We start from the raw sequence: 7,898 nt of genomic DNA, 5'->3' as shown, positions 1-7,898 counted from the left end.
TTGTGCTGATAATTGTCGACACAATTGCCGATATATATCGGCACAATTGCTGACGTATATCGGCAATTTTGCCGACGATTGTCAGCAATTTTATTTAGCAGTGTTTTTTCTTACAAAAGCGCAAATCTGTCCGAAGTTCTTTCCGATAATCCGGGCAGACCTGATCCGTTAGGGGGGGAGTGCTCCCCGTTATTCCTTTGTTTTCTCTTTCATTTTTACCACGAAAAGGCTTGTTAATCAGAAAAAAGCATTACCTTTGCAACCAATTTTCGAGAGATGACAACATAATGTCTAACTTCTAATTAAACAAACTTAGTATTAACAATTTAGAGAATGGAAAATTTAAAAAACATTCAGCCGGTTGACGATTTCAACTGGGAAGCCTATGAACAAGGCGAAACTTACGGTGATGTAAGCAAGGACGATCTTGTAAAAACGTATGACGAAACCCTGAACAAAGTAAACGACAAAGAAGTCGTAATAGGGAAAGTCACTTCAATGAACAAACGGGAAGTGGTGGTTAACATCGGCTTCAAATCAGACGGTGTTGTTCCGATGTCTGAATTCCGTTACAATCCGGAACTGAAAGTGGGCGACGAAGTAGAAGTATACATCGAAAGCCAGGAAGACAAAAAAGGACAATTGATCCTTTCACACAAAAAAGCACGTGCTACCCGTTCTTGGGATCGTGTAAACGAAGCTTTGGAAAAAGACGAAATCGTAAAAGGTTTCATCAAATGTCGTACGAAGGGCGGTATGATCGTAGACGTATTCGGCATCGAAGCCTTCTTGCCGGGATCTCAGATCGACGTAAAACCGATCCGCGACTACGATGTATTTGTGGGTAAAACAATGGAATTCAAGATCGTTAAGATCAACCAAGAATTCAAAAACGTGGTTGTATCTCACAAGGCTCTTATCGAAGCAGAACTGGAACAACAGAAGAAAGATATCATCTCGAAACTGGAAAAAGGACAAGTATTGGAAGGAACCGTTAAAAACATCACTTCATACGGTGTATTCATCGACTTGGGTGGCGTAGACGGTTTGATTCACATTACCGACCTTTCTTGGGGACGTGTTTCTCATCCGGAAGAAATCGTACAGTTGGATCAAAAGATCAACGTGGTTATCCTCGATTTCGACGACGAAAAGAAACGTATCGCTCTTGGATTGAAACAATTGACTCCTCACCCATGGGATGCATTAAGTGCTGAACTGAAGGTAGGTGATACAGTAAAAGGAAAAGTGGTTGTTATGGCTGACTACGGTGCATTCATCGAAATTGCTCCGGGTGTAGAAGGGCTGATCCACGTATCTGAAATGTCTTGGACACAACACCTGCGCTCTGCTCAGGACTTCATGAAAGTAGGCGACGAAATCGAAGCAGTTGTTTTGACATTGGATCGCGACGAACGCAAGATGTCTTTGGGTATCAAACAGCTGAAAGCTGACCCATGGGAAGATATCGAAACACGTTTCCCAGTAGCTTCTAAACATACAGCCAAAGTACGTAACTTCACGAACTTCGGTGTATTCGTAGAAATCGAAGAAGGTGTTGACGGTTTGATTCACATCTCTGACCTTTCTTGGACGAAGAAAATCAAACACCCATCTGAATTTACACAGATCGGTGCAGAAATCGAAGTACAGGTATTGGAAATCGACAAAGAAAACCGTCGTTTGAGCTTAGGCCACAAACAACTGGAAGAAAACCCATGGGATGTATTCGAAACAATCTTTACCGTAGGTTCTATCCACGAAGGTACGATTATCGAAGTATTGGATAAAGGTGCTGTAATCTCTCTGCCTTATGGTGTAGAAGGATTTGCAACTCCTAAACATCTTGTCAAAGAAGACGGCTCACAAGCTGCTGTAGATGAAAAGATGGAATTCAAAGTAATCGAATTCAACAAAGAAGCGAAACGTATCATTCTTTCTCATAGCCGTATCCACGAAGATGAGCAAAAGACTGCTAAAAGAGAAGCTTCGGGTGAAAAGAAAACAGCGAAACGCGGAAAGAGAGAAGATGAACCAGCTATGGTAACCGGTTCTGTTGAAAAGACAACACTTGGTGACATTGAAGAACTGGCAGCATTGAAAGAAAAATTATCTGGATCTGCTGAATAATCTTCTTTAAGAATAATTCAAAAAGGAGGTCTTCCCTGGGAAGGCCTCCTTTCTTTTTGTTCAATTAACAATTTATAATTTACAATTAACTTAAACCACTCCCTGAGCCATCATCGCCTTAGCTACTTTCATAAAGCCGGCAACGTTTGCTCCTTTGACGTAGTTCACGTACTTACCTTCCTGACCATATTTCACGCATTGTTCGTGGATAGCGGTCATAATCTGATGCAGTTTGGCATCTACCTCTTCGGCCGTCCAGGAGATATGCATGGCGTTCTGGGTCATTTCCAAACCGGAAGTAGCAACACCTCCTGCGTTCACCGCTTTACCTGGCCCGAACAACATCTGATGTTCGATAAAGAGATCGGCCGCTTCCGCCGTACATCCCATATTGGAAACCTCGGCAACGCATAAGGTCTTGTTGGCGATCAACATGCGGGCATCTTCTTCTCCGAGTTCGTTTTGGGTCGCACACGGAAGAGCAATATCCACCTTTTGTTCCCAGGGACGTTTGCCCGGATAGAAGGTAGCGTTCGGATATTCCTCAGCATAAGGAGCAACGATATCATTGCCTGAATTACGCAGTTCCAACATATAGTCGATCTTTTCGCCGGAGATTCCGTCCGGATCATATACATATCCGTCGGGACCGGAGATCGTCACTACCTTGGCGCCCATTTCTGTCGCTTTGGTCGCGGCACCCCATGCCACATTTCCGAATCCGGAAATAGCGACTGTTTTTCCTTTGATATCGATACCATTGGCATCCAGCATCTGTTTGACGAAATAAAGAGCTCCGAAACCGGTTGCCTCCGGACGCAGAATCGATCCACCGAACTCCATTCCTTTACCAGTAAGGGTACCGGTATTTTCGCGCGCCAGTTTTTTATACATGCCGTACATATAGCCTACCTCACGTCCGCCTACGCCGATATCCCCTGCCGGCACATCGGTATCCGGTCCGATATTCCGCCATAGTTCCAGCATATACGCCTGGCAAAAACGCATGATCTCCGCATCGCTTTTCCCACGGGGAGCAAAGTCGGATCCGCCTTTACCGCCACCCATAGGCAATGTCGTCAACGCATTTTTGAATGTCTGCTCGAATCCGAGGAACTTCAGGATAGAGAGGTTTACAGAAGGGTGAAAACGAAGTCCACCTTTGTACGGGCCGATAGCGTTGTTGAACTGTACCCGATAGCCGAGGTTTACCTGCACTTCGTTTTTGTCGTCTACCCAGGGTACCCGGAAGGTAAATATACGGTCGGGTTCTACCAGGCGTTCAATGATTTTTGCTTTTTCAAATTCGGGGTGTTGATTATATACGTCTTCAATGGAGATTAAAACCTCCTTCACTGCTTGCAAATACTCCTTCTCTCCGGGGTGTTTTGCTTCTAATGCAGTCATAATTACTTCTGTCTTCATAGCGTCTAATGTTTAAAAGGACTAACAATATGCTCACAAATGTAGGTAATTTTATGAAACAGCAAAGTTTTTTGCTTACTTTTGGTCGTTAAATGAATGGATTATTACAAAATAGTTAGTTGTAAAAGGAGAAACGCCTCGTTCTATCTCCGGTTACAATTTATAATTTACAATTTATAATTCCCATGAGTGGTATACCAGACTTCAAAAACCTTGTATTCAGGGATACGTCGTTCGTAAACCTGATGAATAAACGTATATATAATGTACTATTGATTGCGACCAAGTACGATTCTTTCATGTTGGAAGATGATGGGCGTGTGGATGAACAGATATTTAATGAATATACCTCGCTCAGTCTTCGGTATCCTCCCCGTTTTACCCAGGTAACCACAGAAGAGGAGGCGTTGACAGAATTGAGAGACCGTAATTTCGAACTGATCATCTGTATGCCTAATATGGAAGACCGGGATATATTCGCAACCGCCAAAGAGATCAAAGTACATTATCCCTCCATTCCGATTGTGGTATTAACCCCTTTTTCCAAAGAAGTAACCAAGCGGGTAGCCAGTGATGACCTGGAGGCCATCGATTATGTATTCAGCTGGTTAGGCAATTCGGAATTATTACTGGCTATCATTAAATTAATAGAAGATAAGATGAATGCCCCGGATGACACGGCAAGTGTCGGGGTACAGATCATCTTATTGGTAGAAGACTCTGTCCGTTTTTATTCATCGGCGTTGCCGCATCTCTATAAATTTGTGCTTGAACAAAGCCAGGAATTCTCCAAAGAAGCCCTGAATGACCATCAACGTACCCTGCGTATGCGCGGACGGCCTAAGATCAAATTGGCTCGTACGTATGAGGAGGCAGTCCGTATTTTCGATCAGTACAAAGACAATATGTTGGGTATTATCTCGGATATGAGCTTTATGAATGGCGGTATGAAAGACCCATATGCCGGTTATAAGTTCGGTCGTCATGTCCGGAAATCCGGCTTAATCATACCGTTTATCCTGGAATCTTCCGAGTCCAATAACCGGGTATACGCCAAAGAGCTCAGAGCCTCTTTCATTGATAAGAACTCCAAGAGTTATCCGCAAGACCTGCGTAAAAAGATAATGCGGCATTTTGGCTTTGGAGACTTTATTATTCTGGATCCGAAGAATATGGAAGAGATCATGCGCATCAAGGACTTGAAAGATCTGCAGAAAAAGATTTTTGATATACCCGATGATTCCTTGATCTACCATCTTTCCCGGAATCACTTTTCCCGTTTCTTCTATTCCCGGGCGATGTTCCCACCGGCAGAGATCTTGCGGAACGTAGATGTGAGCGATTATAAGGATATGGACGAGGCCCGCCAATTGATATTTGACTTGATCGTTCAGTATCGGCGCATGAAGAACTCCGGGGTGGTGGCGATCTATCAGAAAGAACGGTTCGACGAATACAGCAACTTTGCCCGTATCGGCAACGGTTCGCTGGGAGGGAAGGGCAGAGGTTTGGCTTTTACGGGAGCTATGGTTAAACGTTATCCGGAATTGGAACAGGAGAATTTCAAAGTTACCATACCCAAGACAGTAGTGATATGTACGGATGTTTTCGATGATTTTATGGAGATGAACGATCTCTATCCGATTGCCCTGAAAGAGGAAGACGACGATACCATCCTTAAATATTTCCTGCGTGCCAGTCTGCCCACAGAATTGATTGAAGATCTGATGGCCTTTTTCGATGTCTTGAAAGGACCTATTGCTATCCGTTCGTCCAGTTTGCTGGAAGACTCCCATTATCAACCGTTTGCCGGTATCTATTCGACCTATATGGTGCCGAAGATCGAAGAGAAATATGAGATGCTTCGTACGGTAAGTGATGCGATAAAGGCGGTGTACGCCTCTGTCTTTTATAAAGACAGCAAGGCCTATATGACTGCTACGTCTAACCTGATTGACCAGGAGAAGATGGCGATCGTTTTGCAAGAAGTTGTTGGTACCCGGTATAATAGTCATTTTTATCCGACCCTTTCCGGTGTCGGCCGCTCGTTGAATTTTTATCCGATCGGGCATGAGAAGGCGGAAGACGGAATCGTTAATATCGCTTTGGGGCTCGGTAAATATATTGTGGATGGTGGGCAGACTTTACGCTTCTCGCCCCGGCATCCGCATAATATCCTGCAGATGAGTTCTATGGAGTTTGCCTTGAAAGAGACACAGACCCGCTTTTATGCCTTGGATCTGGAGAACCTGGCGGAGACTTTTTCTGTCGACGACTCTTTCAACTTGCTTCGTTTATCCTTGAAGGAGGCGGATGCCGACGGCTCATTGAAATATATCGTATCGACCTATGATCCTTATGACCAGATCATCCGCGACGGGTATTATCCGGGCGGACGTAAAATCCTTTCTTTCGTGAATATCCTGCAACATGAGGTATTCCCTCTGGCGGAAACCCTGGATAATATATTGCATGTCGGACAGACGGAGATGGGACGGCCTATCGAAATTGAGTTTGCCGTGAATATGGATCCCCAGGATCATACCAAGGCGACATTCTATTTGTTGCAGATTCGTCCGATCGTGGATAATAAAGAAATCATGGAAGAGGATCTTACAGGGGTCACAAAAGAAGAATCGATTATTACTTCGACCAGCGTGCTCGGACATGGGGTGATTTCGGATGTGCAGGATATTGTTTACGTAAAAACAAGTGCTTTCAACTCCTCTAACAACCAATTGATTGCCTACGAAATAGAGAAAGTCAACAGGCAGTTTACGGAAGAAGAAAAAGGATATATCCTCGTAGGACCCGGTCGCTGGGGAAGCAGTGATCATTGGTTGGGTATCCCGGTGAAATGGCCGCATATTAGCAATGCCCGCGTGATAGTCGAATGTGGGTTGGAAAATTACCGGATCGATCCCAGCCAGGGCACACACTTTTTTCAGAACCTGACTTCTTTTGGAGTCGGATATTTCACCATCAATCCATTTAAAGAAGATGGCTGGTTCGATGAAGAATTTCTCAATGCCCTGCCGGCTGTTCGGGAAACCGAATACCTTCGTCACGTTCGGTTGAAAAAGCCTATGATAGTCAAAATGGATGGCAAAAAGAGCCTGGGAGTTGTATTAAAACCTATAGACACAGAATAAAAAAGAAAAGATGGAAAGCAAGAATTTTATTTTTGAGAAAGAAACAATCTGGGAGAATGTAGGGGAAGGTGTAAGCCGGCAGATCATGGCATACAACGATGATCTTATGTTGGTAAAGGTGCGTTTTGAAACAGGAGGCATCGGATCTGCGCATACCCACCCGCATACCCAGACGACCTATGTCGTTTCGGGTGTTTTTGAATTTACGACCGAAGGAGAAACGCAGGTTGTACAGACCGGAGATAGTGTGTATATAAAACCGAATGTCCTTCACGGATGCAAATGTCTGGAAGCCGGCCTGTTGATAGATGCCTTTTCTCCGATGCGAAAGGATTTTCTTCCTTGAATAAAAAAGAAGAAAAAGAAGGCGAAATAGAAAGAATAGCAAACAAAGCAAAACGGATAGAAAGGCCGATGACATTGTTAAAATTAGCAGTTTTTGTATCAAATGAATATCCTTTTTGATTAGGTAACATTTTTTAGCTGCAATCCCCTGTTTGCTTAACATATATTAGTCAGAAAACCCTTGACAAACGCTTGTTGACACCTTATCTTTGTATCGTGGTTTTTTCATAATAGTATTAGATTTAAGGTTAACAAAGTTTGATTAGGGGTTGTCGTGAGACAGCCTTTAATTTTTTTATGAAGATAATTTCTATGCCGCTTCCGAAATGGAGCGGCTTTTTTATGTATACAATTGCCATCCCACGGCCATAAGATACTCCCCTTACTTTCCGCCCGAAAAGGGGTGAATGATCGCCCACTTCGTGATGCCATGGAGCGTGTTCACCTCGTTGCTTCCATGAGGCGTGTGCCTCATACCCTCTGTGTTGAGACCATACCCCACGGGTTTGACAACCCGCGGCTTCACATGTAACCCCTCCGGGGTAATTATACCTATTACTTATTTATCTCAACAAAACTTCCTATCTGATTGATAATCACCTGAATCCCCAACACGCCAACCGGCACTATCTTGGTTGAGGCTAACCCAAAAGTCGGTTTTTCTTATAATCACCCCCTCTACAGGTATCTGTAACAGGGGTAAAAATCAGTTTTTTGGACTTTTGGGTCAGCCCCTGGAGCAGTTTGAATTCTTTATAAATGTATATACCTATTTTTGAGTAACAGTTTATAGCTATTTTTTTATTGCATACCTATTTGCTATTCAATATAAGAATATATCAAACT

5 protein-coding genes are annotated in these 7,898 nt (G+C 43.6%); 4 read left to right on the top strand and 1 reads right to left on the bottom strand.

Annotation, left to right across the window (positions count from 1 at the left end; genetic code table 11):
* Positions 1 to 333 precede the first annotated feature (333 nt).
* The gene (gene rpsA, locus D0T51_RS11840; protein ID WP_163729558.1) at positions 334 to 2,130 is read left to right on the top strand and encodes a 30S ribosomal protein S1; all 1,797 of its coding nucleotides are present in this window, start codon (positions 334 to 336) and stop codon (positions 2,128 to 2,130) included.
* 90 nt (positions 2,131 to 2,220) lie between these two features.
* Here rpsA and gdhA read toward each other — a convergent pair whose 3' ends face one another.
* The gene (gene gdhA, locus D0T51_RS11835; RefSeq protein WP_163729555.1) at positions 2,221 to 3,555 is read right to left on the bottom strand and encodes an NADP-specific glutamate dehydrogenase; all 1,335 of its coding nucleotides are present in this window, start codon (positions 3,553 to 3,555) and stop codon (positions 2,221 to 2,223) included.
* A 185-nt stretch (positions 3,556 to 3,740) separates the two neighbouring features.
* On the opposite strand from gdhA, the gene D0T51_RS11830 reads away from it, so the two are divergent.
* The 3 genes from D0T51_RS11830 to D0T51_RS12365 are packed head-to-tail and all read left to right on the top strand — an operon-like array spanning position 3,741 to position 7,172.
* Positions 3,741 to 6,707: a PEP/pyruvate-binding domain-containing protein gene (locus D0T51_RS11830; RefSeq protein ID WP_163729553.1), complete on the top strand. Its 2,967-nt coding sequence runs from the start codon at positions 3,741 to 3,743 to the stop codon at positions 6,705 to 6,707.
* Between the two features lie 10 nt (positions 6,708 to 6,717).
* Entirely contained in the window at positions 6,718 to 7,053 is a 336-nt protein-coding gene (locus D0T51_RS11825) for a cupin domain-containing protein (protein ID WP_163729551.1), read from the top strand.
* Complete coding sequence (locus tag D0T51_RS12365; protein ID WP_255495835.1) at positions 7,050 to 7,172, top strand: hypothetical protein; 123 nt, start codon at positions 7,050 to 7,052, stop codon at positions 7,170 to 7,172. Before D0T51_RS11825 ends, D0T51_RS12365 begins: the two co-directional genes overlap by 4 nt.
* The last annotated feature ends 726 nt before the right edge of the window (positions 7,173 to 7,898 follow it).

This window comes from Parabacteroides sp. 52, from assembly GCF_010500925.1.
In the GTDB taxonomy this organism is placed as follows: domain Bacteria; phylum Bacteroidota; class Bacteroidia; order Bacteroidales; family Tannerellaceae; genus QVMG01.
The sequence above is the reverse complement of the archived record's forward strand: the minus strand, read 5'-3'. Positions and strand labels throughout refer to the sequence as shown.

Coding starts and splice junctions, on each gene's coding strand:
- rpsA (WP_163729558.1), top strand. CDS start 334: ATGGAAAATTTAAAAAACATTCAGCCGGTTGACGATTTCAACTGGGAA.
- gdhA (WP_163729555.1), bottom strand. CDS start 3,555: ATGAAGACAGAAGTAATTATGACTGCATTAGAAGCAAAACACCCCGGA.
- D0T51_RS11830 (WP_163729553.1), top strand. CDS start 3,741: ATGAGTGGTATACCAGACTTCAAAAACCTTGTATTCAGGGATACGTCG.
- D0T51_RS11825 (WP_163729551.1), top strand. CDS start 6,718: ATGGAAAGCAAGAATTTTATTTTTGAGAAAGAAACAATCTGGGAGAAT.